Genomic DNA, 24,971 nt, shown 5'->3' with positions numbered 1-24,971 from the left:
AGGGAGTGCGCGGAGGTAGAACTCCGCGCACTCCCGCAGTATCAGATCAGTCTTATGAAAGAAGCCGATCTGTCTTCCGGTTAAAAAGGCTTATTTGTCCCATCCTGAGCCGAAAATATTCGACTGGCCGATAGCAGGAAAATCGACGAACGCCTTACTGCAATCCAGCACTTTGTCACCGTCAACCGCCCAGGTTGCAACGCCGTTCACCGTGACGCGGTTTTCCGCCGATGCCAGCACAGGCAGGTTCACACCTTTAATCGTTAGTTGTGCATCAGATGCTGTAATGCGTACATTCGACGGGTTATCGGTAACAACATTGGTCATCGTCATAATCAGCGGATACGCGGGCAGATTCAGACCACCGGTGTTCGCCTGAAAGCCTTGCAGCTTGACTGCGGTATCGCCGAAGATGCGAACGTTTTCCAGACGGATATCATGGAAATTCGGAACACGCGGGCCGGTAGCCGGTAATGGACGTGTGCTGTAGTAAGTGGTGAACAGCAAGGCGTTGTCTGCATCACGAATACAAATATTTTTGTAATTGATATTGCTGACTTCGCCACCGCGCGCGTAATCGGATTTGATACGCAAGCCTTCTTCAGAGTGCATGAAGGAGTTGTCGTAGACTTCCATATTGGTTACGCCGGCATTGGTTTCACTACCGATAGAAATGCCGTGGCCCCAGTAAATATGATTATGTGCAATCACCATACCGTATTTGCGGTCGCTGCGGACATCACGGTTTCCGTCAATCGCTGGCAGATTACTGCCTGCCGGACTCGGATTATTGGAACCCTTCATCGCCACATCATCATCACCGGTACTGACATAGTTGTAGGCGAAGACGAAGTTTTTCAGATAGCCGTCAAATGCGATTTTTGCTGACGAGGTAGTGGACTTACCGGTCGTCAGTGCAACGATGGTCGGACTGGATGCAGCACCCGGATCAAATGCATCCGTGTTTTTCACATTGTCTTTGGTGTAGGTGTCACCTGTGTACAGCGGATTACCGTTACCGGCAGGATTCGCAAATGCAGCCAGCGATGGCGTCTGAACCTTTACACACCAAACCGTCAGGCCATCAACACCACTTGGTACGACGTGGAAATTGGCACTGTTGTTCAGCGTTACACGATACAGCGTCAGATTTTTCGCATAATTGAACACCATCATGCGGAAGTTCGATTGCGAGCCGGAACCGGTAGAGCCGTTCTGTACCATATTGCCGAGGTAAGCCAGATCCCACCAGGTCATATTACGGGCAGTGGTTTTGGAGTTCACCAGTGTGCCGCCGTTGTCGCAAGCGGTACCATCGGCTGCCTGTTGACCTTTTGCATATGCCACATAGGTGTTGGAGCAGGTCAGGTCGACTTTCATCAGCGGATACAGCTTATCGGTTGTGACGATTTCTGAATATCCGCGACTATCAATCGCACCGTCACCGACAACCGCAGAGTTAATCAGATTATTGCCGTTGATCAGCGCAAGGCAGTTGCCGGAACTACCGGCTTTGCTGGAGCTGACGGCGGTATTCGCGCAGTAAGGCCCTGCAATATTCGGCGAATACGCTTTCACGTCACGTGTCGCGTACATCGTCACACCTTTGTCGATCCACAATGTCACACCGGAAGGCAGGGTCAGCGGACCGGTGATGAAGCTGTCACCGACGCCTTTACTGTTGACAACCAGGCGCACGGCAAATTTGCTGCCTCGGTATTGTGGTTTGGCGAGTTCTTCACCGGAAACACCGGCAATGTTTTTATTCGGAACAGCGGCGGCCTGTTGCTGGGCAACGGCAGCGGCATCGGCTGCTGCAATCGCAGGGCCAACTTCCTTGTCAACTGCTGCACCACAGGCATCCAGTGCGGCCTGAATACGTGCCTGATCCGGATTGACGACAGCCGGATCAGCTGCAACACCAACCCCCGGTTTTGACGGATCGGCTTCCGGCGGCAGAGAGCCATCGGGACGGCGTACCAGATTCGTACTGGCTTCCAGTGTTGCGCAGACTTGCGCATCGGTTGGTAACGTCGGTTCAGGCGGCAGGGCTGGATCGTAGGTGGTTGTGCCGACTTTAAATACTTCACCCGGTGAATAGCTGACGGCAGTACTGTCGCTGCCTCCGCCGCCACCGCCACCGCAGGCGGCCAGAACCAGTGCAGCCGCCAGTGTGCTCAGCGTTGCAACAGAAGATGTGTAACCGTATTTTTTAATCATGATGTTTGTCTCCGGCATTCAGTATCAGAAGCGGGCCAGCATGCCGACGCCGATGGCGCGCGGGCTGTCACCCGGTGCGAGGAATGCGGACGATGTACCCAGATTGTTGCTCTTCAGCGGGGACTGTCCGAGATTGATGCTGGCTTGTGTGTTGTTTGTGATTTTTGTGAAATACACATACGGCGTCAGCATGTCGTTCAGTTTGTAACGCAGCATCAGCGAGACTTGTTTTGCTTCAAAGTCGCTTTCTGCAAAGCCACGTACGCCCTTCAGGCCGCTGAGTTTGCCGTAGCCAGCCAGAACACTGGTTTGTCCGAAATCCTGCGCTACGGTCAGAACAAAAGCGCTCTGTTTCAGCGTATTGTCGGAGTTGCCGGTGTAAATGCTGGAGGCAGTCGGATTATTAAACTGAGAGATACCAAAGCGTGCAGTCTCGTAACCGGCGCCCAGCGTGGTGCCGGTAGGCAAGGCGTAACTGGCAACCAGTTTGGTGTAGGTGGTTGCATTACCATCCTGCGCATTCAGTATCACACCGAAACCGCGCTGCAGCTGGGTTGTATCGATACCGGTATTGCTCTGGCGGTCATAGCCTATGCCAACACTCAGTGCCTCCCACTTGTAGCGGGCAGCCAGCGAAAAGCGGCTGCGGTCACTGCGGCTGACACGGGCTTCATCGAAACCATATGAGGCACCTGCCTGAAAGCCGTACAACTCCGGCGACAGATAATGCACGGAGTTTTTCATACGCGATTCACCGCGGCTGAAAATGCTGTCCTGATTGCCGGATAATTGCGCCGAGCTGTTATTGAATCCGTCGATGCCGTGTACGGTCATGCCCAGATTGCCGCCCAGTGCGCTGCCCGAGCCGACCAGACTGCGGTAGACAGAATCACTGTTACCAATGATCAGACGACCAAACCGCGCACTTTCCATACCAACAAAGGTATTGCGCGATTCCAGTGTCGCCGTCTGGCCGTTATCGCTGGTGCCGCCTTGCTCAAAATTGTTCAGGCCGCCTTCGATTTGCCAGATTCCTTTGATGTCGTCATTGACTGCCACTTTGCCGGTAAAGCCAATACGCGAATTACCGTCAGAAATACGTCCGCGACGTTCATACGGCGTTGCGCCGCCTTTTGCTTCTACTGACTCAATTTGTCCGTTGATAAAACCATATACGCTGACGTACTGATTCAGTTCAGCGGCCATACTGGTGCCGCCGGCGCTTGCGCAGACCAGTGCTATGGCTGACTGCAATATTTTTCGGGTGAAACCATTTTTCTGCATGATGCGCTCCTGTTTAAAGAGAATGAAAGACGGTGAAATGCAAGCGCCGGAGCGGCTATGGGCAGGCTGACGCAGTCATACCGGTGGGGTGACTGGTGCGGAACGATTGCGCGGATGGAATATGAAACAGACTTCTGACTTGCCGGACATCACCATGCAGGTGAAGATAAGACGAACAGCGAGAATATCTACCAATTCTAAATTACGACATCGTACAACTTAAAAAGCGATTAAACCTGAACAGAGCAGCTGGCAGCGACGAGTTATCTCCTGTTTTCGGACTTTTTCCAGCGCAGTTGCGATGATTGCTTGCGTGGAAATCCTGTTCTTTTTATTTTAAGTGGTATGTTATCGTATAACTTGGCTTTTGGAAATATCCGAGTAAAAAGGTTTTGACGGCGGTCAGGTGGTATGCACACGCAAGGGGAATGCCCGCCGTCAAAACAAAACCAGTCTTCAGATGTCCAGAGGAAACAGTGTTTCTGCAATGCCTTGCGCGCCCGGACGAATGATCAGAGTTTGTCCGGCCCAGGCATCAGGCGTTTGCGGATCGGGATTTATCGAGGTAATCATCAGCTCATCCAGATTACTGCCACCGAAACTGCACATTGCGGGCTTTTTCATCGGCAGGCTGATGGTCCGGTCGACTTTACCTTCCGGCGTAAAACGAACCACAGCAGCGCCGTCGTTCGCGCAAATCCAGTAGCAACCATCGGTATCTACGGCAGCGCCGTCCGGACGACCTGCCATATTGGTCATATCAGCGAAAACACGCTGACCATGCGGTGTGCCACTGTCTGTATCGTAATCAAAAGCCCAGATCAGCTGGCGCTGCGGGTGCGAGTCGGACAGATACATAGTCTTGCCATCCGGTGACCATGCCAGACCGTTCTGGGTTAATAACTGACTGACCACCGGCACAGATAATCCGTCATCGGTGGTGTAGCGGTACAGATTGCCGATATCCCGCGCTGCAGCCATATCCATGAACATGGTGCCGCTCCAGTAACGCCCTTGACGGTCGCAGCGACCATCATTAAAGCGTATGCCAGGCCCCGCTTCCGGCAGCGCCGCCAGCAAGCTGGCATTGACAGCCGGACCATCCTGGAGCGTGATATGGAAAATGCCGGATTCCATTGCAGCGATCAGGGTTCCTGCGGTTGTCAGCGCAATATTGGCGACCATCTCACTGCACAGCCATGAATGGGTCGATTGCGTCGCTGGATCGTAAGACCAGATTGTTTTGCGCGGAATATCCACCCAGTACCAGCGTTGCTGAAGCACGCTCCACAGAGGGCTTTCGCCCACGATGCAGGCTTGTGTACTGACGAGCTCAAAATTGTTCGGGTTCATGTCGTATCAGAATAGTTATGACGGTAAGGCGAAGCTGCGATCAGAGATCAGTAATATCTTTATGCGCAGGAACCAGCAGTTTCATCACGGTCCATGCCAGCAGATAAGCAACGGCACAGAAAGAAAACATGATGGCGTAACCCGTCTGAATGCTGCCTGCAGCTTTGTAGTAATCAAACAGCCAGCCGCCTGTTTTCGACACCAGCACGCCACCCAGACCACCAGCCATACCGCCGATGCCTACCACCGAAGCGACTGCTTTTTTCGGGAACATATCCGATACGGTGGTAAAGATATTGGCAGACCATGCCTGATGTGCAGAAGCGCCGATACCGATCAGCAATACAGGAACCCATGCGCTGATGTAACCAAATGGTTGTGCCAGCAGCACCACCAGCGGGAATAAAGCGATCAGTAACATAGCGCGCATACGGCCTGTGTACGGTGCCATGCCTTGTTTCATGAAATACGCTGGCAGATAACCGCCGCCGATACTGCCTACCATGGTCATGCTGTACAGCACGGTCAGCGGCAGCACGATATCGGTTTTCTGCATTTTGTACTGCACTTCCAGATATTTCGGCAGCCAGAACAGAAAGAACCACCAGACACCATCGGTCATAAATTTACCGAACACAAACGCCCAGGTCTGACGGTAAGTCAGCAATTTCAGCCAGGAAGTTTTTTCACTGGTGATAGCGCCAGGCTCTGCAGGCGTGTCGTGTTGCTGAATGTAAGCCAGTTCTTCTTTACTCATGCGGCGCTGATGTTCCGGTTTGGCATACAGCATTTCCCAGAACAGCATCCAGACAAAGCCTACCGCGCCGATTGCAATGAATGCTGTCTGCCAGCCCCACTTGGCTGCAATCCACGGCACTGTCAGCGGTGCCAGAATCGCGCCGATATTCGCACCGGAATTGAAAATGCCGGTGGCAAAAGAACGTTCGTGCTTCGGAAAATACTCTGCGGTCGCTTTGATCGCCGCCGGAAAATTGCCTGCTTCACCCAGCGCCAGAACTGCGCGGGATAACATAAAGCCAGCAACGGAAACCGGTACCACCGCCAGACCAAGTGCACTCAGTACATTGACAGTTGCCTCACCGGCAGGAATGGCGAAGGCATGCATGACTGCGCCCAGTGACCAGATGACAATCGCCAGCGTGTACGCTGCTTTGGTGCCGATTTTATCGATCAGGCGCCCCGCGAACAGCATCGCAATCGCATACACAAACTGAAAAACTGCGGTGATATTGGCGTAATCAGTATTTGACCAGCCAAATTCTTTACTCAGATCCGGTGCCAGCAGGCTCAGTACCTGCCGGTCAAGATAATTGACGGTAGTGGCAAAAAACAAAAGGGCGCAGATAGTCCAGCGGTATTTGCCGATAGAAGTCGAACTCATCAAGATGTCTCCATGTAACCGATACTTGCACATCTGTAGTGTGTGCTTTTAGTGACCAGCCGGAAGCCCGGGCAGGGTACGGCTGGCAAAAATCAGCAGACAGCGTTGTGCCGTCTGCTGATTACGTTTACAGCTTCAGTTTTCCATCGATTGTGCGTGCCAGCTGCCACGGGTTGTGATCCTGCAGGCCTTCCGGTAACAGCTCCGCAGGAACAGCCTGATAACACACCGGACGCAGGAAACGGTCGATAGCGGTTGCGCCGACCGAAGTACTGCGGCTGTCAGATGTCGACGGGAACGGGCCGCCATGCACCATGGCGTGACACACTTCGACACCCGTCGGAAAGCCGTTAAACAGAACCCGTCCGGCTTTGGTTTCCAGTTTGTGCAGCAACACACGTGCTTCTTCATAATCTGCCGGCAGCGCGTGAATGGTGGCGGTCAGCTGACCTTCCAGATGGGCGGTGACTTCCAGCATTTGCGCCATGTCGTCGCACAGAATGATCAGTGATGACGGGCCGAACACTTCATCCTGCAAAGCATGGTTACTGATAAAAGTATCCGCATCGCAGGATGAAATCATGGCGTAGGCAGTGTTCGGTGTTGTTCCGGTCTGACCTTTACTCAGTACGCTGACCTGCGGTTGTTGCTGCAGTTTGTCGCAGCCGGATGCGTAAGCACTGTAAATACCCGGTGTCAGCATGGTTGCGGCAGCTTTGGCTGCAACTGCTGTTTTAGCTGCTTCGATAAACTGATCAGCCGCTTCGCCTTTTTCCAGTAATACCAGACCCGGATTGGTACAGAACTGACCTGCGCCCAGCGTCAGCGAATCAATAAATTGCTGTGCCAGTTGCACTGCCTGCTGTGAAAGACTGTTTTTCAGCAGATACACAGGATTGATTGCACTCATCTCGGCATAGACCGGAATCGGTACTTTACGTGCATTAGCAGTGTTCACCAGTGCCAGACCGCCATTACGCGAACCGGTAAAGCCAACTGCCTGAATAACAGGATGCGCCACCAGCTGCTGGCCGACTTCCGCACCCGCACCAATGACCATAGAGAATGTGCCTTCCGGCATATTGCAGGCGATGACCGCTTTCTGAATCGCACGTCCAACCAGTTCAGATGTACCCAGATGCGCATTGTGGGCTTTTACGACCACAGGACATCCGGCAGCCAGCGCCGATGCGGTATCGCCACCGGCAACCGAGAACGCGAGCGGGAAATTGCTGGCGCCGAATACCGCAACCGGGCCCAGCGGAATTTTCTGCATACGCAGATCCGGACGTGGCGGCGTGCGTTCCGGCAGCGCGGAATCCAGTGTCGCGTTTAACCAGTGGCCATCACGTACGACCTGCGCGAATAAGCGCAACTGATTCACGGTACGGCCACGCTCACCTTCAAGACGCGCAACCGGCAAACCGGTTTCCAGATGTGCGCGGGCGATCAGCGCAGGGCCGATTGCCATGATCTGATCCGCAATCGCTTCCAGAAATGCTGCGCGTTCAGTCAGTGAGGTCTGACGGTAAGTATCAAATGCCTGATAAGCGAGCACGCAGGCACGATCCGTTTCATCCGGTGTGGCGAAGCCGTAGAACGGCGCCATTTTTTCACCGGTAGCCGGATTGATCGCGTGCGTGCCGCCGGATTTTCCCATGACCTGCTGGTGACCGATCAGCATTTGTCCTTGCAATTCCATACTTCATTCTCCGATAAGGGACCGGCAGGTGCCGGGAAAAATTGTGGTGTATCAGACTGCTTGCGAACCTTGTTTCAGGATCAGCTGGCGCAGCATGTCATCTTCTTCCGCTGTCAGATCTGTCAGCGGTGCGCGTACCGGACCAGCACTGTGTCCGACCAGACGGGCACCGGCTTTGACGATACTGACCGCATAACCGGACTTACGGTTCCGGATTGCCAGATACGGCAGGAAGAATTCATCAATCAGACGATTGGTTGTGGCTTGATCATCTTTTGCGATCGCGTGGTAGAAATCCATCGCCAGTTTTGGCACAAAGTTGAAGACGGCGGAAGAATACACCGGCACGCCCAGTGCTTTGTAGGCTGCGGCATACACTTCAGCAGTTGGCAGACCGCCGAGATACGTCAGGCGGTCGCCCAGACGACGCCAGATCGATACCATCAGCTCGATATCGCCGATACCGTCTTTAAAGCCGATCAGGTTAGGGCAGCGTGCAGCCAGCACTTCCAGCGAATCAGCAGTCAGGCGGCAGATGCCGCGGTTGTAGACAACCACGCCGAAGCTGACAGAGTTACATACCTGTTCGATATGCGCGATCAAACCATCCTGACTGGCTTCGGTCAGATAGTGCGGCAGCAGCAGAATACCGTCTGCACCCAGACGTTCTGCTTCCTGCGCGCAGGCAATCGCATAACGGGTAGAACCTCCGGCACCGGCCAGCAGCGGGACTTTGCCACGACAGGAATCCACTGCAACGCGGATCACGTCACCGTATTCATTACCGTTCAGAGAGAAAAATTCACCTGTGCCGCCTGCGGCGAACAAGGCGCTGGCACCGTAAGGGGCGAGCCATTCCAGACGTTCAGCATAGGTTTTCGCGTTGAAGTTACCTTGCTGATCAAAGTCAGTCAGTGGAAATGACAATAAGCCAGAGGACAGGATTTTTTTCAGTTCTTGCGGATGCATGATGTCTCCAAAGGTTAAGGGCAGTGGTGTGATGTCTTGGATGAACGGGGTGCCGTGTGTGATCAGTTTTAGCGTTCATTCGTACGACATCGTACAACTGATTTTTGAATCATGCAATCACTTGCCCGAAAAATTCCGGTCAGCCGGAATTTTTCTGAGATTCTTCGAATTTTTGCTGTGCCAGACGTAAACGTTCGCGACTGTTACTCAGATGCGTACGCATGGCGGCACGTGCGCCTTCGGGATCTTTGCGCAAAATGGCGTTATGAATATCTTCATGTTCGCGGTTGACCCGCTCCAGATAGGAATTACTCGCCTCCTGACTGATCGCGGCAGAATCCAGTCGTGCACGCGGAATCAGTGTGTTGCCAAGATCTGACAAAATGTCGACAAAATACCGGTTGCCGGTCGCTTTTGCGATCAGCTGGTGGAAGCGCATATCAGCATTCACCGATGCAGTATCGCGCGGAACATGACGCTGGATATCGTCAAATGCCGCTGTGATCGCTGCCATTTGTTCTTCCGTGCGGCGTGAAGCTGCCAGCCATGCTGCCTCTGTCTCCAGACTGATACGCAGCTCCAGAATATCCAGGACATCACGCACGGTGACGATGGTGTCTTTTTGCAGACTCAGCGGATTGGATAGCGGCGGTTCCTGAATAAAGGTGCCGACACCGTGGCGCGTGTGTACCAGTCCGGCTGCCTGCAGGTGCGAAATCGCTTCGCGCACCACAGTGCGGCTGACTTCATATAATTCCATAATTGCCGATTCGGTCGGGAGTTTTTCGCCCGGCTTGAGTATCCCGCTGCGGATATTATTCGTAATGCTCTCTGCAAGACTCTGTGACAGGCTTTTATGGCGGCGTTTTGTATTATTTGTAATTAAAGCTGGCTTTTCCATGCACGGATCTTCGTAAGGGAGGGGTTAGTCAAATGATTGTAGCGGAAAAGCCTGCTTATATGTTGTATGATGTCGTATGATTAAAATAGGCGGTTTGCAGAATAATTTTATGGGTCCGGTCTTGTTATATACCGCAGGCGGTGCGCAGTGCACGATACTGCGGGAAGGTGCGAATCTGGTGTCGTGGATACCGGCGAATGGTGAAGAGCAATTGTTTATCAGCCGCTGTTCCGGTACGGTAGCCGGTCTGCCGGTGCGCGGCGGCATTCCTCTGGTATTCCCGCAATTTGCCGAAATGGGTCCGTTGCCAAAGCACGGCATTTTGCGCAACGTGATCTGGGACCTGATCGCGATCAGCAGCCAGCCTGACTGCGCAACTGCAACACTGCAAACAGAATTCCGCGCCTACGCTTTACCCGGCTGGCCTCACCCGTTTCGCGCCAGACTGGTGGTTGAGCTGCAGGATCATGCCGTGTTTCTGCAATTCAGCATTCAGAACACCGGTACGCGGACTTTTGCATTCCAGTCTGCAATGCACACTTACCTCAGACTGCCCGGCGGTACACCGGTAGATATTCACGGCTGCATTCCTGCAAACTATTTTGATAAACAGTTGCAGACGTGGTGTGAACCCGCGATGTCTGCACCTCTGCATATCAATGCAGCCACCGACCAGATACACCAGTCGCCCGCAACCCGCTTGCAATGTCAGACCGGAGCTGGCCGAGTGACGCTGCAGTCCGGCGGTTTTCCCGAAACCGTGATCTGGACGCCGTGGCGTGAAGGCGCAGCCGCGATTCCCGATCTGGCCGACGATGAAGGGGATCAGTTCATTTGCATAGAACCCGCTGCCATCTATCAGGCGCAGGAACTCGCACCCGGCAGCCAGTGGCAGGGACGATTATGCTTAGTGGCAGAGGCGGCACCAGAATCTGAGACTAAACCTGTACAGGAGCCTGAGCCGGACAACTGCACGCAGTCATAACGTCGCCATCATCGCCGTTGCCATTTCGCATTGCCGGAGCGCAAACGCGCCGGAAGCCGCTGGTAAGGCTTCCAAAGGCCATTTTTATGCCATTTTGCGGATTCCTGCATACCAATCTGGCGGTCGTCGGCAGAAAGTCCGGCTCTCCGGAAATCACAGATGACGATACTTGCACAATCGCGATATATTGACGCGTGTTTGTCATTACGCTAATGTGAGCAGCCCTTTCATTCCGGATATCACCATGAATGCAGCGGCGACTCATACCGTGGAACTGCGCTTCCGCGTTTTTGTTCATCTGATCACTGTTACCGGCCAGCCGGGCAACTGGCAGGCGTGGCTGACCGGCAATGAAGGCAAGCGGCGTCCTGCTGACCTTTGCATCCCGCCGGATTTGCAGCAACACGAACTACAGGAATATCTGGCGGATGTGTTCCATGAAGATGCCACGCCGCGCTACAACGAAGTGCTGCAGCTGAGCAGCGAATAATCCCTTTTTTTATCAACCACTGTCCCAAGCCGCCGTACTATCTGGCAGCGATGACCGTCCGGCAGTGGCGCAAACAAATTTAAACATGAACTACCAATTCAGAGCAGCAACACCGGAAGACATTCCGGCCTGTATTACCCTGCGGGGCTTAACACGCGAAAACCCTGCCAGCGCTGAGCGGTTGGCGGAACTTGGCGTCACGGTGGAATCGTGGTCAGCGCAGGTGCGCAATCAGGAACTGACCGGCATCCTCTGCGAGGATAAGGGGCAAATGGCAGGCTATTGTTTTGGCGATCTGCACAGCGGCGAAATTGTTGTGCTGGCGCTGTTGCCTGCGTATGAAGGGCAGGGCGTCGGCCGCCAGTTAATGCATGCAGTGATGCTCCAACTCCGGCACGCGGGACATCAGCGCCTGTTTTTAGGCTGCAGCTCTGATCCTGCTGTACGTTCTCATGGCTTTTATCGCCGCCTGGGCTGGAAACCCAGTGGTAAAACCGACAGGCTGGGTGACGAAGAACTGGAATATTTCTTTGCGCAGCAATGATTTCTTCCATACACATATGAAGAAAATAGTTAATACATGATGCAATCTGCTTTGCAATTTCGTGCGGCAACCAGCGCAGACCTTTCTGCAATCGCCGCTCTCAGCCAGCTGGTATGGCTGCATACCTACGCACCGGAAGGCATCAACGCGGACGTTGCAGATTATGTTTTGCAGGAATTTACGACAGCCAATACCCGCCAGCGTTTTGAGGATGAAAACCAGCGCTATCTGCTGGCAGAATCAGACGGAAAGCTGATCGGTTATCTGTTGCTGCAACTGAATGCAGTTTGCGAAGCCGATGTCAATTGCAACGCAGAAATCGCGCGTTTATATGTGATACCGCAGTTTGCCGGCAAAGGCGTTGGTCGTGCCTTACTCAGCGAAGCACGTGATGTACTGCAATCACGCGGACACCATGCGCTGTGGCTGACCGTGTATGCCGGCAATCATGCTGCGATTGGTTTTTATCAGCATTGCGGCTTCAACCATATCGGCGACACCTTCTTTCAGCTGGGCGAACAACAGCACGCCAACCTGATTCTGCAATGGCGTTTCTGAGCGAGGTTGGCCGCGCATGCGGCAGCCTGCCATGGTGCCTTTGAATACGCTGCACAGCGCTTTATCTGTTTTTTCTGGTATTTAGCAAAAAATTAACGTAAAACCATGGACATGTCCGCCAGTTGATTTGATCCACTGACCGCATTACGATGCCAGAATGTTGCCGGATTGTTCAGAACAGACCGGTCAGCCACAAGGCAAATTCCAGAACAGAACAAAGGAGTCTAGTATGCAAGTACAGTTTCAACGTCCTACCGGTGCCTTTATCGGTGCCGCATGGTGCTCAATGGCCGTCGGCGCAATCGCCTACCTTGCAGGCTTGTGGAATTCCACCATGCAACTGAATGAGCAGGGCTATTACTTCACCATTCTGATGTACGGCCTGTTCTCAGCAGTATCCCTGCAAAAATCCGTCCGTGACCGCTCCGAAGGTATTCCCGTTACCGGCATTTACTACGGCCTGTGCTGGACATCACTGGTCATCGCCATTCTGCTGATGACGGTCGGCTTATGGAACGCGACCATGGCAATGACAGAAAAAGGCTTTTACGCAATGTCATTCTTACTCAGCCTCTTCGGCGCCGTCGCCGTCCAGAAAAATATCCGAGACGCTGCACTGTTTGACAAAATGCATCCACAGGCAGGCTACGGTGATGACAGCCAGAGCTGATTAAGCCTGTTCAGCACCGAAAAACATGAAGAGGGATTTCCTGTCGGAAGTCCCTCTTTTTTATTGGCTTCCGGAAATATCATTGCCCGTCGCGTGTCGTGCTGTAATGCTGCGGCAGGATTTGCAATTGTTTGCGCCTTATAAACTTTGTAAACATTGCAAACAAATATTGTTTTTACATTGTTTCCTGTTTGTTCACACTATATAACTTCTGTACTGATGAAAACGATCAGCCCCGCTTTGCAAACGGCGGGTAACGCGGTGGTGCTTTGCATCACTTGAATAATCACACAGAGGAAAACAGGTGCAATGATGGATGGGGTACAACTGAACAAACTGCAGGAAACGGCAATGAATATCGCTACGGAATTTGGTGTCAAAATTCTCGCGGCGATTGCGTTCTGGGTGATAGGCCGCTGGCTGATTGCAAAAGTGGTGGCGGCGGTACAAAGCTCGGCGCAGAAGCAGAAAGTCGATGCGACCGTGATGCGTTATCTGGGATCGGTAGTCACGGTCACGCTGAATGTGTTGCTGGTAATTGGTATTCTTGGTTACTTCGGCATTCAGACCACGACGTTTGCCGCGCTGATGGCAGCTGCCGGTGTGGCGATTGGTATGGCGTGGTCCGGCTTACTGGCGAACTTTGCAGCCGGTGCGTTCATCATCGTGCTGCGTCCGTATAAAGTCGGTGACTTTGTGACGGTGGCAGGTGTGACAGGTACGATCAAGGAAATCGGTCTGTTCACGACATCCATTGATGCGCCGGACAATGTGCTGGTAGTGGTTGGTAATAACAAAGTGTTCGGTGACACGATTCACAATTACTCCAGCAATCCGTATCGTCGTGTGGAACTGAAATGTCAGTTATCCGGTAAAGCAGACAGCACAGCGGCCATGTTATTGCTGCGTGAAAAACTGCAAACGATTCCGAACGTGGTTGCCAGTCCATCGGTGGAAGTCGAAATTCTGGAATTCAATCTGGTGGGGCCTGTGCTGGCGGTGCGTCCTTTCTGTCACACCGATCATTACTGGCAAGTGTATTTCGACGCAAACCGGATGCTGGCAACTTGCCTTGCAGAAGCCGGTTTCCCTGCGCCTATGCCTGCGCAGCAAGTGCTGCTGCAGCAATTGAATTAATGTTTTTTTGCAACAGTAACAGCACAGAAGTCCTAAGCCCGGTGAACGCCGGGCTTTTTTATTTTGCTGAACGGTTATGCATCAGGCAGGCAAGATAGCGATGGCGATTCTGAAACGCCATTTTCACAATCCACGTGACAACCGGCGTCATCCATGCCATGCGTGGTGTGAACTGCAATTCATCGGTGACGGTGCAGCCTGTGGCAGTGGCAGTCACGAAACGTCTGTGCTGCCAGGTTTTGTTATTCCATGACGTGGATGTTTCGATGAATTCATGTTCAGCCGGAAAATCCAGTTTTTCAAAGCAATGCCGGTCAAGCGGAATCAGACCGAACAGTAAAACCCAGCTGGCGAACAGCGGTGTTTCACCTTTCCAGTCTTTCAGTTGCAGCTGGCGGTATTGTGCTGGTGCTGTCATCCGCAGTAACGGTGCCATTTCCTGATTAATCGTTGCAATTGACTGGCGCTTCCAGAACAGGTCGGGATCGGTGCTGACGTCGGTCTGAAAGCGCAGTTGTTGCATGATTTATTCGCCTTAATGGGTTTTCTTAATGAATGGTTTTACGTTTTTCACCGCCTGATACTGATGACGGCTGTAGTGTTCATGATCTTCCATGTTTAGCTGTGCCTGTGCAAGCATATAGGTCAGCGCGCGAAAGCTTTCTGTCTCCAGACGCAACGAAAGGTTTTGTACGGCCAGATGCACGATACCGCAATCAGCGCAGTATTTGACATCACCAATCGGGCTGGTCGCCAGTTGCATATGCTGGCAGGGATTGTTTTGCTGGGTCATGGCGTCTCCTTAGGTTTGCTGTTGATGATCAGGCCCGCGCAGGGATCGGGACGTGCCTGTTTGCTGATCTGTGTTTGTGCATCTGCTGCAGCGGCATTGATGGCTGATTCTGCATACACATGGCTGTATGCTGGTTTTGCACCGGCAAAACGCAGCCAGTAGGCCACACCGATATCTTTACGCACATGGCCGTTACCGGCGATCAGGATGCTGCGGCTGGGTTGTTGTAATAACTTGTCCGCCATCACAATATCGCGCGCCATCTGCGCTTTTGCCATGCCCTCTGCCATGCTCAGTGGTAACTGACCGCAGTGCGCCTGTATCACTTCCTGCTGCTGCATTTGCAGTACGGTCTGGTGTGGCTGCTGATCCGTCGGGCTGTTGTTTGTACCGTTATCACGTAATTGCCAGCGCTGTAGTGTTGCTGCATCAAACACTGCGCCGTAGCCTTCCTTCATCACCCTGCGCGCCTGTTCGCGTGACAAATTTCCGGCAATCATGGGAATTTTCTGGTCCAGCGCCAGTTGTATCAGTGGCTGATACAGCGGCCATTGCCATTGAGCACCGGGCTTTCTGAGCTTTTGCAGCAGGCAGTCCGCTGTGCTGCATACGCGCTGTGCTTCATCCAGCGCTGTTTGCTGATCGGTATCGAATTGTTCCAGTACCATTGTCATGGACTTGTCTTGCTGCAGTGTTTGCCTGATGGCTTCCAGTCTGGCCTGATGTCCGGCGCTGTTGTCGTGGACTTCGCCCAGCAGCAGATATTGTGCTGTCGCGCTGCTGGTGGCGGGTGCTGTACTTTGACAAGCGCTGAGCGTAATCAGCGTCAGCGTTAGCAGCGCGGTGCGGCACAGAAATTGATTCAGCTTTTTCGTGGTGTTCATTTGTTCAGGCATGTTGAGTATGCTGGTGTAAGGGAATCACATCGGCGGCTGGTTTGCGTTGCCGGTGGCGTGGCAGGCAATGTAAAACCGGTTCGCCATCATCACTGCGCAATACCTGCCAGCCGGTCTGATACAGATTTTCTAAATGCGGGATAGCTTGCAGGCTGGCGGCACAATCGGCCAGTAACTGACCATCACGGATCAGCCACAGGCGCTCAAAATACTGTAGCGCCTGATTCACATCATGCAAGACCGCAATCACGGCATGGTGACGCTCCGCCGCGAATTGCCGCAGCCGGTGCAGTAATTCCGGTTGCAGGCCGGGGTCGAGTGCGCTGACCGGTTCATCAACCAGAATCACACCACCCTGTGTATCCCACAACTGAGCAAACACCCGCGCCAGTTGCACCCGCGCCTGTTCACCACCGGAAAGGCTGTTGTACTGGCGCTGCATTAAATGACCGGCTTCCGCGAGATGGGCAGCCTGATGAACAAATTCCTGTTGCTGCGAATCGGCATCCCGCGCGATGCGGCCCAAGCCAATCACCAGTTCCACCGGTAATGAAAACGCCATCTGATGGCTTTGCATCAGCACAGCGCGTTGGGTTGCCAGCATCTGCGGGGAAAACTGATCTAAAGTTTTTCCGTTAACAAATACCGATGTGTGCAGGGCGGGTAAATCACCGGACAGGGCTTTCAGCAAACTGCTTTTGCCGGCACCGGAAGGCCCGAGAATCGCAATGCGTTCTGCGCCGCGTACCTGTAATACAAAGGGTCCGATGGCGCTTTGTCCTTGTTGCCAGCTGCCGCAGCGTATCATCAGCCTTGCACTGGCTGCTTGCTGATTCGGAATCGTTTGCATAGTCTGCATCGTTGTCAGTAAAGCCGGTGACGGCTTTGGTATAAGAGCATTAATAACACCGGGCTGCCGCATAAAGCGGTCAGAATGCCGACCGGAATTTCGGCAGGCAGTGCCAGAGTACGCGCCAGCGTATCTGCCAGCAGCAAGACCAGCGCACCGGAAAGCATTGCACCCGGTAAAACGATGCGCTGATCTGCTCCGTATTGCATACGAACCAGATGGGCCGCGATCAGGCCGATAAAACCAATTGCACCGCACCAGGCCATCACCACGCCGGTCAGAATTGCGACTGTCAGAATCACACGCCAGCGCAGTGCAGCGATATTCACACCACTATGCGCCGCCGTTTGTGCGCCCAGCGACATCGCATTCAGTGCTTGCGCTGTGCGTTTCAAACGCTGTAATGACAGCAACAGAATAATGCTTAAAGCGATCAGCGCAGGCCAGCTGGCGGCGCTGAGTGAACCCAGCGTCCAGAACGACAGATTGCGTAACTGCTCGTCGGTACTCAGATACGTGCAAATGCCGATGACCGCTGCCGCCAGCGCATTCATCGCAATGCCGGTCAGCAATAAACCAGTAACCGAACCCGGTGTCAGCCAGCGTGCAACCGCATCCAGCAGCAGGCACGTAATCAGCGCACCGCTGAATGCCGCCACCGGTAACAGCCAGCCGCGCAAAGCAGGTGACAAACTCCACGGCAAACTGCCCGCCACTACGATGCTGAGTGCAGCTGCGCAGGCAGCGCCGGTGGTCACACCCAGTAAGCCCGGATCAGCCAGCGGATTGCGGAACAAGCCCTGACACAGCGCTCCGCTGTATCCCAGCGCCGCACCCGCCAGCAGGGCAAACAGTACACGCGGCAACCGCATATACCAGAACACATACAGCTGACTGCTGTGCGCTGCCGATGGCGCGTCTGCCAATCCCAGCCAGTGCTGCACGGCATGCAGACTGCCTTCCGTCAGCACTGGCCATTGCAGCTTTACTGCACCGGCGGCCAGTGCGCTGGCGATCAGCACGGCACTCAGCATGATCAGCCACGGCCAGCGCCGGTTTGCAGTACGAACATGCGTGTTGACTGCGCTGTAAGCGATTGCCATCGTTCAGACCTTCTTACGCATTTGCTGCTGTGCCGCGTCGCGCAGACTGAGCACAGCCTGTGGCAGACGCGGACCAAAGCCTAGCATCAGCATCGCTTCCTGTACCACTACACGTTGCTGACGTGCGGCCGGTGTCTGCGCCATGCCGGGCAGTGCCAGTAAAGCACTGTTGCCACCCAGCGTTTTGATGCCTTGTTCGGTGGCGATCAGCAAATCCGGCGCACTCTGAATCAGCGCTTCTGCATTGATGGCTTTATAGCCGCTGACATCGGCAAACGCATTCTGCAGACCGGCATATTCCATGATGGTGTGCGCATGGGTATCGCGTCCGGCCAGCATGACTTGTCCCGGTGCATGAGCCATCACAAACAAGGCGCGGGCTTTCACTGCCGGACTAGTGGCGAGGTTCTGCACCTGTGTCCATTCCTGCGTCAGCTGCTGCTGTAATTGCTGCGCTTGTGTTTGCCGCTGCAACAGATTGCCTATGCTGGCGATGGTGTTCAGCAAATCTTTAAAACTGCGGACTTCCGGCAATTGCTGCACTTTAATGCCTGCCGCTTCGATCTGGCGTAACACCACTGAAGGGCCGGCTTCATGGCTGGCAATCACCAGTTGCGGCCCCAGACTTAAAATACCTTCCGCTGATAACTTGCGTGCATAGCCGACATTCGGCAGCTTTTGCAGTGATGCCGGAAAGTTTGACGTGGTATCCACGCCTGCAATGCCGGCTTCACCCTGCAGCCTGACCACAATTTCTGTGATCGCACCACCGATGCTGACGATGCGTTTCAGATTGCCGGATTCAGATTGTGCGGATGCGGTTTGCCACAGCGCGGGTGCAGCACCGGCGATGCTGAAAACACCGGCCTGCATCAGAAAACGACGACGCGGATTCATGCTTTGCATAACAGATGCTCCGTCCGCATTTGATCCAGTAAGCCACGCCATTCGCAGCGTTCCGCTTGTCCTGGTTTACGTTCACCGAACAACATACAAATCAGTTCGCCATGCACGTCAAATAATTCCAGCGAACACACCAGCCCGTCGGTGGTGGGCTTGCGCACGATCCATGCTTCCGCAATCAGATCCGTGCGCAAGTGCAGGTTAAAGCTGGCATCCAGCACATTGATCCACGGGCCGGTAGGCAACACCTTGCTGACGGGGCCGCTGTGAATCTGAATCATGCCGTGGTTGCCGGTGAACACCATCACCGGTACTTGCTCCTGCGCTGCTGCCAGCAGAATATCGCTGGCCACCTGTGTATCCAGTTGCTCAGCATAATCCGCACCGGCTTCGCGCAGCGCCAGAGTGCGGCTGATTTTAAACTGCCGCAGCATGCTGAAAAAATCATGCGTGTCGCGCAATGAACGCCATGCATCGCGGAAAGCGGCCTGATCAAAATTGTCCGGCATAGCTGCAGTGTTGCGTGCCGGTGCAGCCTGTATCTGCAACGGCGCAGCACCTGCATCAGAAAACGCAGTAATCAGCGCATCCAGTGCGGCCAGATTACTTTCCGCCTGCAAAAAGATTTTATGAATCGCAACACCGTACTGATCAAAAAACTGCAGGCTGTGCTGCACGCTGTCAGTCAGGGTTTCGCGCACCGCAAAGCCGCTGTGCCAGTGCTGATAAAAAATCCGCAGATCAATATCACCCGCCAGCACCAGACCAGTCTGACCATTGACACTGCTGTGGTGGTACACGCCTTTTTTCTCGTGTACGCAGGCTTCATTGCGGGTTAAGGCCATGACCTTACCGAGCTTTTCCACTTCTTTGATCAGTTCCGGCCAGCGCGGCTGCAGGCGCACCGCAAACAGACTGACACCGGCATCAGGCAGCGCGCTGCCGCTGTGAGCTGCAATCAGTTCGGCTTCACTGATACCGAGTTCCTGCGCGATATCGCGGTGCCGCTTCTTCTGGGTACGACGCATCTCGGTAAATGAACGGGGAATGTTCAAGCTGTTATTCATGGCTGCTCCTGAAGTCGTAACGTAAGCTGAGAAGGAACTGGCGTCCCGGGGCGGTATAAGCATCTTTCACGGTGCTGCTGTCGGCGACACCGCGCACATCGGCCCAGCGCCAGTATTTGCGGTCAGTCAGATTGCTGATCTGTGCCTGCAGCGTCCAGCCTTGCGCCAGTTTCCATGCCGCACCGATATCCAGTGTGGTGAAAGATGGCGGCGCAAATGCCGGTGTGGTGCTGACCGGAATATCCGCCAGCGCTTTGCCGCGCTGATGCTGAACCTGCAACCAGCCGCTCAGCGCATCATGGTTGTAGTGCAGCGTGGTTTGCAGGCGCGCCGGATTGATGGTTTCCAGCGGATCACGCTGGCTGCCCTGTGTGGTCTCGCCGCGACCCTGTGCCCATGCACCCTGTACGCGCCATACCGGATCAAGTTGCCAGTCCAGACGCAGTTCTGCACCGCGTATCGTGGCCTGCGCCAGATTGATGTACTGGAAAATCATCGGATCACCGGGCCTGCCGCTGCCGCCGGTCACTTGCTGTTTGATGAAGTCGTCATAGGTATTGCAGTACATCGCCCACTGGTAACGCAATCCTTTGATCTGACCGCGCATACCCAGCTCCAGACTGTGCGCAGTTTCCGGCCGCAAATCCGCATTACCACGGGTTTCATAACCCATCACCGGATTGCTGAAACCGTTATTCACCTGATCCGGTGAGGGGGCGCGGAAGCCCTGTGCGATCTGGAAATAGGTCTGATGCGCCTTTTGCAGTTGCCACACCAGCCCCAGACGCGGGCTGACCGCCTGATCACTGAGCGTGACGGTTTTGCCGCTGTAACCGGCCGCATCCGGACTCAGCTTGTAATGATCCAGACGCACGCCGGGCTGAATGCGGAACGCACCGGCTTGCCAGTCACCCTGCCAGAATGCACCGGCGACTGTGTACTGCGTATCCGGAAACGGTTTGGACGGGAAGGTTTCGCCTGCCGGTGCTGTCACACCACCACGCAGCGCAGACACTTGTGTGCGGCTCCAGTCCAGACCGTAACTCACCGGCGCACCGGCCATTTCACCCTGTGCTGTGCTGGAAAAATGCCAGCCACGGTTTTCATAACGGTTATCGCGCACACGATCCGGATCGCTGTAACGGTCTTCAACACTCAACTGACGCGCTGATGATTTCTGATAACTGAGGCGGCTGTCTGCCTGCTGCAACCAGCGCAGACCGGCAGGTTGCCAGCGGTGTTCTAAGGCGATTTTGTCGCGCTGCGTTTCATCTTCCGCCGTTAAGCCAATCACACTGTTGCTGCGATACGGCGCGGTGGCGCGGCCACTCAGTACATTGCTGTCAGTCTCTTGCCGCAGCGCTTCCAGCGTTATTCCCAGCCTGTGCTGTGCATCCGCTTGCCACTGGCTTTTTGCCAGCAGATAGCGGCCGCTGGTATCGGTAGGATTCGGTTTGGTGCGGCGGCTGTCCGCACTGGCATCATCGCCCTGATTTGCGACTTCATGTCCTGTGCGGCGACTGACAAAGACCAGATTGCGGACATCACCCGCTTGCCACGCAACCGCGCCACTGCTGAACCAGCTGCGATCCAGACTGCTGTAACCGCTGCGGAGAAAACCGCCGAAGCGCTGTTTTTCAGACAGAAAATCATCCGGCTCTATCGTACGGAAACTCACCGCACCGGCCAGACCATCGCTGCCATGCTGCATCGACGCCGGACCGCGCAGCACTTCCACGGATTTCAGCGCATCCGTATTCAGATACGCACCGCGACCGGTGCTGAATGCGCCGAAACTGAAACTGTTCGGCAACGGTACACCGTCGCTCATCAGCAATACCTGATTGTCTTCCAGACCGCGGATATTGATGCTTTCCTGACCGGCGCGACCAAACGCGCTGCCAGCAGCGGTAAAGCGCGGCGTTGCGGCACGCACGCTCAGATCCGGTTCCATACTGAACAAGTCTCCCAGCCGTCCGGTTTGAGCGCGTTCTATCTGCTCCGGTTCGCTCTGCGTCACCGTTACCGCCTGCTGGCTGCGATCACCGGCACTGCGCGTCGTGCGCACATGAATATCCTGCAGAATCTGTTCGGGACGTTTCTGCGCCTGTTCCAGTTCTTGCGCCGTAATCGTGTTATCCGCAGCGTACACCGGTGCAGAAAATGGAGACAAAGCCAGCGCAACCGCCGCCGCCATCGAAGTTTTCTGAATCATTTTGCTTCCTGAAAAATTCAAACGTGGCTGGCACAAAGCTGGCAATCTTAAGAAAGGTCAACAGGAGAATGGCCGCTTCACCTGTGAGGGCAGGGAAGCAGCCACCGTATGCTGTGCCGTATCGCATTGGATTGCGCTGAGCCGGAAAGAGTGAGGGAGATCCCCGGCCTGTTCAGCACAACAGCGCCTGAGCCACAGCGGAGCGTGTTGACCATGACCGATGCAATGACAGCAAACCAGCACCGCACCGGCGACCATGTGCAAACATTATAAATGCGAATCATTATCATTTGCAACAAAGAAGTGAAAATTTATCTAACGTACTAAATGACGTTGATTGCGGGAGAAATCACAAGGCGGTGGTAAGGCGGGGATGGCGTGGCGCTGGAAGCGGGAGGAGCGTTCAGATGTCCCACCCCACCCCTTCACTGGATGCACTTGTTGCCAGTAAGCCTTCTGCAGGCGTCAAAACGATGATTTATGCGCCAAATGCGGTGTTCAGCACAGCAACCCGGCGGTCGTCGGCAGAAAGTCTGGCTGTCCGGAAAATGTCGATGCGGATACTGGCACAGTAATTTCCTTGTGAAGGGTATGTAATCTGCGGTTCTGACATGTCAATTTACTTGCCAGTGCTGGCGTTTCTGCGGCTGTCGCTGCAGCGGGAGGCGCGCTGGCAGGCGTGGCACGATGATTGCAATTGACGGCAAACGCGCTATCCAGCGTGTTTGCCGCGCCGCCGGTAACCTCACCTTGATGAAGGAAAATGAACATGGTTGCGACTACATTTATCATCAGTAACAATCAAAAGACTTATACGCCAGAGGAAATCTGGGTCAGCTTTGACAGTAGTATGGCGACCACAGTGACCGTCGCCGGGAAAGTGTATACAGACGCCGGCTGGCAGTCGTTTAAACTGAGTGCGATGCAGGCTGAGGTCAGCCTTCCTTACTTCAGCAGCAACCCGTTGCAATACACATTTTCGCTGGATAACTTTAACGGCCGGATTTATGTGAACTATGGTGCCGCTGCATTAACGGCTTCGCCGAATCCGGGGCAGCCCGGCAATGTGCCTTACATCGTTTTTGAAACAACGGTGTTGCCAAGCAATTCCAGCAATATTGATCTTTCTTACGTGGATGGCATTTCAGCCGCGGCAGGTACCATGCTGCGGGATGCAACGACAGGCGCAGCCTTGCTTGCCACTTCGGTTAATCCGGTCAGTGCCAGTCCGGACATCGTCAGTCTGGTTGCAGCGCAGGTTCCTGATGCAGTGATCCGGAATGATAAGGAAATTTGCCGGGTGATGTCGGCTTCCGCGTCACCATCCAGTTATCACGACTGGACTGCACTCCTGACTGCGCTGCAAACCTCAACCAGTCAGACACCGTTAACTATTGCCGATTACACTAGTCCTGCTAAAGGACTCCCCGCAAAATCTGAGCTGAACGGTGTGCTGTTTGGTTACTCCGGTGCACCTGCCATACCGGGACAATTAAGTGGTTTCGATCTGCAGCAAAGCTATACGTTAACGGCAAAGTTTCAGACAGATCTGAATCCAGACAGCGATCAGACGCTGACCAGTCTGAAAATTCCGAAAGGAACAGCGGGTGTGCTGATGACAGGCAGCGGCACGGTGAGCGGAACGTTTTCGATCTACATTACGAATGCCGCGATGAATGCGGGAACAGGTATTTACGGGAATAATCCAGCCTATGTTGTTGTGCCATCGGATAGCACTCAGGGGAGCGCGTATGCCACCAACGGCATTTACAACGACCTGAGCGGACGCATCGTTGGCGATCTGATGGCAGGCATTGTCTTTGGCTGGAGTAACAGCGCAACGAGCATTGCGGATCATGCGAAGAAAACAAATACGAATTTGTACGGCATGACATTCAGTTCGGATACGGTTTCCGGTATCAAGACCGGTGAACTGTTCTTTCTGCTTTCGCTGGCGGCCACGCAGGGAAAACTGAGTGACTGGATCGGTGCCGGGATCAGTAACAACCCGCTGTACTACGACCCGTATTTGTATGCAGTTTCTCAATATACCTACGCCTACGCCAGCGGGTTTACCGATCGCTTACAAGGCTTTGCAAATCCGGATACCTACTGGTACACCAGCAACCCACCGGCGATTCCGTGGAATGCGCAAGAGAATTTTCCGCTGATCGGTTTTGTACAGCTGACACTGGGCCCGACAACCATCGACTATACCGTGCAGGCAAATCAAGCCTGGCAGGATACGGGGCTTGCAGTGCAGGCAGACAGCAAAATCAGCGTAAGGTATTTGTCCGGCAGCTGGACTGCTGATCCGAATACCGACAACGGGAGTTTATACGACGCTGCAGGCTGCCCCGGACTCATCATGAAGCAGCACGGTTATCCTTCGGTCGATGCTGACCTGCAGGCGAATATGGGCGCTTTGATGGGACGCATCGGCGGAGAGGGTGGAAAAGTCATACTGATCGGCAATGGTCCGGTAAGCCTGCCTGCCGGCTACAGCGGCAATTTGGAGTTATGTATTAACGACGATCTGAAAGGACATTACGGCGCCGGTCTGACTGACAATCGGGGAGCTGTCTGCGTGTCGATTCAGCTTGGTTAAATGCCGGATAGAAACAGGAAAATGCAAGATAAAAAGGGAGCTGGCATCAGCTCCCTTTTTACTTCAATTTGTACCTGATAACGGTAACTCCGCGTTCGCCTCAGCCTACCATGCGCATACGGAACTGGCGGCCTTTGATCTGGCGGTGAAAAAAGGCAGTTTCAGCATTGCAACATTTAAAAAAAACGCGACTGACGGTATGCGGCAACTTGCTGAAATGCCATATTCCACCGGTTAAACCCCCGATTTTTGCAGTTCGTCGCATTCCCCAAAACGGCAGCATGTGCCGACGATAACATGCGCCTGTCTGACCAATACGAC

23 protein-coding genes are annotated in these 24,971 nt (G+C 54.1%); 8 read left to right on the top strand and 15 right to left on the bottom strand.

The genetic code is table 11. The features are described from left to right. Positions 1–90: 90 nt before the first annotated feature. From IE092_RS05955 to IE092_RS05925, 7 genes are all read right to left on the bottom strand, one after another. The gene (locus IE092_RS05955; protein WP_189356114.1) at positions 91–2,220 is read right to left on the bottom strand and encodes a glycoside hydrolase family 28 protein; all 2,130 of its coding nucleotides are present in this window, start codon (positions 2,218–2,220) and stop codon (positions 91–93) included. A 24-nt stretch (positions 2,221–2,244) separates the two neighbouring features. Further along, positions 2,245–3,504, bottom strand: a complete 1,260-nt coding sequence (locus tag IE092_RS05950) for a porin (protein ID WP_189356113.1) — start codon at positions 3,502–3,504, stop codon at positions 2,245–2,247. A gap of 456 nt (positions 3,505–3,960) precedes the next feature. After that, positions 3,961–4,857 (bottom strand): SMP-30/gluconolactonase/LRE family protein, encoded by an 897-nt coding sequence (locus IE092_RS05945; RefSeq protein WP_189356112.1) that lies wholly within the window; start codon positions 4,855–4,857, stop codon positions 3,961–3,963. Between the two features lie 40 nt (positions 4,858–4,897). Further along, positions 4,898–6,259 carry an MFS transporter gene (locus IE092_RS05940; RefSeq protein ID WP_189356111.1) on the bottom strand — a complete coding sequence of 454 codons (1,362 nt, stop codon included), beginning with the start codon at positions 6,257–6,259 and terminating at the stop codon, positions 4,898–4,900. Positions 6,260–6,386: 127 nt separating this feature from the next. Then, the gene (locus IE092_RS05935; protein ID WP_189356110.1) at positions 6,387–7,961 is read right to left on the bottom strand and encodes an aldehyde dehydrogenase (NADP(+)); all 1,575 of its coding nucleotides are present in this window, start codon (positions 7,959–7,961) and stop codon (positions 6,387–6,389) included. A 51-nt stretch (positions 7,962–8,012) separates the two neighbouring features. Next, positions 8,013–8,930 (bottom strand): 5-dehydro-4-deoxyglucarate dehydratase, encoded by a 918-nt coding sequence (kdgD, locus tag IE092_RS05930; protein WP_189356109.1) that lies wholly within the window; start codon positions 8,928–8,930, stop codon positions 8,013–8,015. 139 nt (positions 8,931–9,069) lie between these two features. Next, the gene (locus IE092_RS05925) at positions 9,070–9,831 is read right to left on the bottom strand and encodes a FadR/GntR family transcriptional regulator (protein ID WP_189356108.1); all 762 of its coding nucleotides are present in this window, start codon (positions 9,829–9,831) and stop codon (positions 9,070–9,072) included. A gap of 76 nt (positions 9,832–9,907) precedes the next feature. Here IE092_RS05925 and IE092_RS05920 point away from each other — a divergent pair, with 76 nt between their 5' ends. From IE092_RS05920 to IE092_RS05895, 6 genes are all read left to right on the top strand, one after another. Then, positions 9,908–10,816 (top strand): aldose epimerase family protein, encoded by a 909-nt coding sequence (locus IE092_RS05920; RefSeq protein ID WP_189356107.1) that lies wholly within the window; start codon positions 9,908–9,910, stop codon positions 10,814–10,816. 244 nt (positions 10,817–11,060) lie between these two features. Next, complete coding sequence (locus IE092_RS05915) at positions 11,061–11,306, top strand: DUF7661 family protein (RefSeq protein ID WP_189356341.1); 246 nt, start codon at positions 11,061–11,063, stop codon at positions 11,304–11,306. Positions 11,307–11,391: 85 nt separating this feature from the next. Then, positions 11,392–11,850: a GNAT family N-acetyltransferase gene (locus IE092_RS05910; RefSeq protein WP_189356106.1), complete on the top strand. Its 459-nt coding sequence runs from the start codon at positions 11,392–11,394 to the stop codon at positions 11,848–11,850. 36 nt (positions 11,851–11,886) lie between these two features. Next, complete coding sequence (locus tag IE092_RS05905) at positions 11,887–12,408, top strand: GNAT family N-acetyltransferase (protein ID WP_189356105.1); 522 nt, start codon at positions 11,887–11,889, stop codon at positions 12,406–12,408. Between the two features lie 229 nt (positions 12,409–12,637). Further along, the gene (gene yiaA, locus IE092_RS05900) at positions 12,638–13,078 is read left to right on the top strand and encodes an inner membrane protein YiaA (protein ID WP_189356104.1); all 441 of its coding nucleotides are present in this window, start codon (positions 12,638–12,640) and stop codon (positions 13,076–13,078) included. A 312-nt stretch (positions 13,079–13,390) separates the two neighbouring features. Continuing rightward, positions 13,391–14,215 (top strand): mechanosensitive ion channel family protein, encoded by an 825-nt coding sequence (locus tag IE092_RS05895; protein ID WP_189356103.1) that lies wholly within the window; start codon positions 13,391–13,393, stop codon positions 14,213–14,215. A gap of 58 nt (positions 14,216–14,273) precedes the next feature. Here IE092_RS05895 and IE092_RS05890 read toward each other — a convergent pair whose 3' ends face one another. The 8 genes from IE092_RS05890 to IE092_RS05855 are packed head-to-tail and all read right to left on the bottom strand — an operon-like array spanning position 14,274 to position 22,042. Next, a complete protein-coding gene (locus IE092_RS05890; RefSeq protein WP_189356102.1) occupies positions 14,274–14,738 on the bottom strand; it encodes a hypothetical protein in 465 nt (154 codons plus the stop codon). Between the two features lie 12 nt (positions 14,739–14,750). After that, a complete protein-coding gene (locus IE092_RS05885) occupies positions 14,751–15,008 on the bottom strand; it encodes a hypothetical protein (protein ID WP_189356101.1) in 258 nt (85 codons plus the stop codon). After that, the gene (locus tag IE092_RS05880; RefSeq protein ID WP_189356100.1) at positions 15,005–15,892 is read right to left on the bottom strand and encodes a ChaN family lipoprotein; all 888 of its coding nucleotides are present in this window, start codon (positions 15,890–15,892) and stop codon (positions 15,005–15,007) included. Before IE092_RS05880 ends, IE092_RS05885 begins: the two co-directional genes overlap by 4 nt. 4 nt (positions 15,893–15,896) lie before the next feature. After that, positions 15,897–16,763 carry an ATP-binding cassette domain-containing protein gene (locus IE092_RS05875; RefSeq protein WP_189356099.1) on the bottom strand — a complete coding sequence of 289 codons (867 nt, stop codon included), beginning with the start codon at positions 16,761–16,763 and terminating at the stop codon, positions 15,897–15,899. A 5-nt stretch (positions 16,764–16,768) separates the two neighbouring features. Next, on the bottom strand, positions 16,769–17,857 hold the full coding sequence (locus tag IE092_RS05870) for a FecCD family ABC transporter permease (protein ID WP_229793057.1): 1,089 nt from the start codon (positions 17,855–17,857) through the stop codon (positions 16,769–16,771). Positions 17,858–17,860: 3 nt separating this feature from the next. Then, positions 17,861–18,763 (bottom strand): heme/hemin ABC transporter substrate-binding protein, encoded by a 903-nt coding sequence (locus tag IE092_RS05865; RefSeq protein ID WP_189356098.1) that lies wholly within the window; start codon positions 18,761–18,763, stop codon positions 17,861–17,863. Beyond that, positions 18,751–19,827, bottom strand: a complete 1,077-nt coding sequence (locus IE092_RS05860; protein ID WP_189356097.1) for a hemin-degrading factor — start codon at positions 19,825–19,827, stop codon at positions 18,751–18,753. Before IE092_RS05860 ends, IE092_RS05865 begins: the two co-directional genes overlap by 13 nt. After that, positions 19,820–22,042: a TonB-dependent hemoglobin/transferrin/lactoferrin family receptor gene (locus tag IE092_RS05855; protein ID WP_189356096.1), complete on the bottom strand. Its 2,223-nt coding sequence runs from the start codon at positions 22,040–22,042 to the stop codon at positions 19,820–19,822. Before IE092_RS05855 ends, IE092_RS05860 begins: the two co-directional genes overlap by 8 nt. A 407-nt stretch (positions 22,043–22,449) precedes the next feature. Between IE092_RS05855 and IE092_RS05850 the strand changes: the two genes are divergently transcribed. Together IE092_RS05850 and IE092_RS05845 are read left to right on the top strand one after the other, a co-directional pair. Continuing rightward, on the top strand, positions 22,450–22,617 hold the full coding sequence (locus tag IE092_RS05850) for a hypothetical protein (RefSeq protein WP_189356095.1): 168 nt from the start codon (positions 22,450–22,452) through the stop codon (positions 22,615–22,617). 194 nt (positions 22,618–22,811) lie between these two features. Continuing rightward, positions 22,812–24,650, top strand: coding sequence for a hypothetical protein (locus IE092_RS05845; protein ID WP_189356094.1), 1,839 nt, complete (start codon positions 22,812–22,814; stop codon positions 24,648–24,650). Positions 24,651–24,971 lie beyond the last annotated feature (321 nt).

The sequence above is a fragment of the Cognatundibacterium squillarum genome, assembly GCF_014652435.1.
GTDB classification, from domain to species: domain Bacteria; phylum Pseudomonadota; class Gammaproteobacteria; order Burkholderiales; family Burkholderiaceae_D; genus Undibacterium; species Undibacterium squillarum.
The sequence above is the reverse complement of the archived record's forward strand: the minus strand, read 5'-3'. Positions and strand labels throughout refer to the sequence as shown.

Coding starts and splice junctions, on each gene's coding strand:
- IE092_RS05885 (WP_189356101.1), bottom strand. CDS start 15,008: ATGACCCAGCAAAACAATCCCTGCCAGCATATGCAACTGGCGACCAGC.
- IE092_RS05935 (WP_189356110.1), bottom strand. CDS start 7,961: ATGGAATTGCAAGGACAAATGCTGATCGGTCACCAGCAGGTCATGGGA.
- IE092_RS05855 (WP_189356096.1), bottom strand. CDS start 22,042: ATGATTCAGAAAACTTCGATGGCGGCGGCGGTTGCGCTGGCTTTGTCT.
- IE092_RS05880 (WP_189356100.1), bottom strand. CDS start 15,892: ATGAACACCACGAAAAAGCTGAATCAATTTCTGTGCCGCACCGCGCTG.
- kdgD (WP_189356109.1), bottom strand. CDS start 8,930: ATGCATCCGCAAGAACTGAAAAAAATCCTGTCCTCTGGCTTATTGTCA.
- IE092_RS05920 (WP_189356107.1), top strand. CDS start 9,908: ATGATTAAAATAGGCGGTTTGCAGAATAATTTTATGGGTCCGGTCTTG.
- IE092_RS05925 (WP_189356108.1), bottom strand. CDS start 9,831: ATGGAAAAGCCAGCTTTAATTACAAATAATACAAAACGCCGCCATAAA.
- IE092_RS05950 (WP_189356113.1), bottom strand. CDS start 3,504: ATGCAGAAAAATGGTTTCACCCGAAAAATATTGCAGTCAGCCATAGCA.
- IE092_RS05955 (WP_189356114.1), bottom strand. CDS start 2,220: ATGATTAAAAAATACGGTTACACATCTTCTGTTGCAACGCTGAGCACA.
- IE092_RS05875 (WP_189356099.1), bottom strand. CDS start 16,763: ATGCAGACTATGCAAACGATTCCGAATCAGCAAGCAGCCAGTGCAAGG.
- IE092_RS05915 (WP_189356341.1), top strand. CDS start 11,061: ATGAATGCAGCGGCGACTCATACCGTGGAACTGCGCTTCCGCGTTTTT.
- IE092_RS05910 (WP_189356106.1), top strand. CDS start 11,392: ATGAACTACCAATTCAGAGCAGCAACACCGGAAGACATTCCGGCCTGT.
- IE092_RS05870 (WP_229793057.1), bottom strand. CDS start 17,857: ATGGCAATCGCTTACAGCGCAGTCAACACGCATGTTCGTACTGCAAAC.
- IE092_RS05850 (WP_189356095.1), top strand. CDS start 22,450: ATGTCCCACCCCACCCCTTCACTGGATGCACTTGTTGCCAGTAAGCCT.
- IE092_RS05940 (WP_189356111.1), bottom strand. CDS start 6,259: ATGAGTTCGACTTCTATCGGCAAATACCGCTGGACTATCTGCGCCCTT.
- yiaA (WP_189356104.1), top strand. CDS start 12,638: ATGCAAGTACAGTTTCAACGTCCTACCGGTGCCTTTATCGGTGCCGCA.
- IE092_RS05890 (WP_189356102.1), bottom strand. CDS start 14,738: ATGCAACAACTGCGCTTTCAGACCGACGTCAGCACCGATCCCGACCTG.
- IE092_RS05895 (WP_189356103.1), top strand. CDS start 13,391: ATGGATGGGGTACAACTGAACAAACTGCAGGAAACGGCAATGAATATC.
- IE092_RS05845 (WP_189356094.1), top strand. CDS start 22,812: ATGGTTGCGACTACATTTATCATCAGTAACAATCAAAAGACTTATACG.
- IE092_RS05865 (WP_189356098.1), bottom strand. CDS start 18,763: ATGCAAAGCATGAATCCGCGTCGTCGTTTTCTGATGCAGGCCGGTGTT.
- IE092_RS05905 (WP_189356105.1), top strand. CDS start 11,887: ATGATGCAATCTGCTTTGCAATTTCGTGCGGCAACCAGCGCAGACCTT.
- IE092_RS05860 (WP_189356097.1), bottom strand. CDS start 19,827: ATGAATAACAGCTTGAACATTCCCCGTTCATTTACCGAGATGCGTCGT.
- IE092_RS05945 (WP_189356112.1), bottom strand. CDS start 4,857: ATGAACCCGAACAATTTTGAGCTCGTCAGTACACAAGCCTGCATCGTG.